General features: G+C 64.5%; 2 protein-coding genes. Both read right to left on the bottom strand.

Features of this window, described 5'->3' with window-relative positions:
- Window positions 1-3 precede the first annotated feature (3 nt).
- Window positions 4-342, bottom strand: a complete 339-nt coding sequence (locus AC1DWI_RS23665) for a hypothetical protein (protein WP_477670413.1) — start codon at window positions 340-342, stop codon at window positions 4-6.
- Window positions 343-485: 143 nt separating this feature from the next.
- Complete coding sequence (locus AC1DWI_RS23660) at window positions 486-944, bottom strand: PPC domain-containing DNA-binding protein (RefSeq protein WP_477725973.1); 459 nt, start codon at window positions 942-944, stop codon at window positions 486-488.
- Window positions 945-1,251: the final 307 nt, after the last annotated feature.

Genomic DNA, 1,251 nt, shown 5'->3' with positions numbered 1-1,251 from the left:
GCCTCAGGGCCTGGCAAGCGGGGGCCGCGTTGGCGCATTCGGCGGGGGCAATACCACATCACGGCCGTCGTTGCCCGGTGGCGTCACCGGGCGGATGGTCGAGTCACGCGGATCCGGCGGTGGGAGCGGCGCTTCGGGTTCAGACGCCCGGCGCGCCGGGTTGCGGTTCAGCGGATTCCTCAAGGGCGCCGTCGGCACTGCGGTATCGGGTGCCTCAGCTGGCTGTGTGGTCTGCGATGTCTGCGCTACCGCCCGTGGCCCTGTGAAAAGCGTCAATGCCAGTGCCAACACAGCGCCCGGCAGGGCGACGGCAGCGACGGAAAAGCGTGGTTGTTTCAACATGAACATGCCTCCTTGATGGTGGGTGCTGGTAGGTTGCGTGCATGGTAGTGCGTTAACACCACTCTACGCCTGTCCTCCACGCCCGCCATGGCCATGACGCCAGCGCGGCTGTCAGGGCCGGCCTACAGACGCGGCCTCTGCTTTCAAGACCAGGGCGTTGCCGGCTTCGCCACCAGTTCCTTGAACCCGGTCCGCGCGTCATGCTCACGCGCAAACACCCAGCCCTGCAACGACACCAGCACAATTTCAGCGGTCGTCCGCACAAGGCAACCCGGCATCACATGGCCACCACACATTTCTCCCCCTGCATTGGCCACGCTGGCATGCAGGTGCGCGCCGTCAGGGCTCAACGTGCCCGACAGCGTGATCAGTTCCAGCGGTTCCACCAGCACCGTCCCCTGCGGCTCGGCCGCATAGCGCAGCACGGCGCGAGACAGGCTTCCCACCGCAGAGATGACGCAAGCCGCGCGGGTGTTCTGCTCGGCCTGCAGCTGGGCGAATGCTGCGTCCAGGGCTGTTCGCAGGTCGTCGCCTGGGTTCAGGCGGAGAGTTAGGGTTTGGGGCATGGGTGGAGGGTAGACGATGTTGCTGTTGTTGTTCAAGCGGGGCGGACTTTGCTGAGGGTGGCTGGCCGGGGGTTGCCCGGCATGCAAGTAACTTTCTTTTGCTTCGCCAAAAGAAAGTCACCAAAGAAAAGGCGACCCTGCTGTCTGCGACCCTACGCTTCGCTACGGGCAACCTGCGGTGCTCGGTCCAGGCGGGGTCYCGCTCGAACTCGCCTTCGGCTCAGACAATCGCGATCCCTGATCCGCCTGAACCTGTGCTCCTCGGCGCAGACAGAAGGGGCTATCGGGAGCGGGGACCGAAGACAAAGACAAATACCAACTCCAATACCAACAAGGACACGCC

This window comes from Polaromonas sp. P3_C2 (assembly GCF_056402675.1).
Note: the sequence above shows the minus strand (reverse complement) of the source record. Positions and strands in the feature narration are given on the sequence as shown.

What these genes read in the sequence shown, in the direction of transcription:
- AC1DWI_RS23665 (WP_477670413.1), bottom strand. Translation starts at nt 342, where the DNA reads ATGTTGAAACAACCACGCTTTTCCGTCGCTGCCGTCGCCCTGCCGGGC.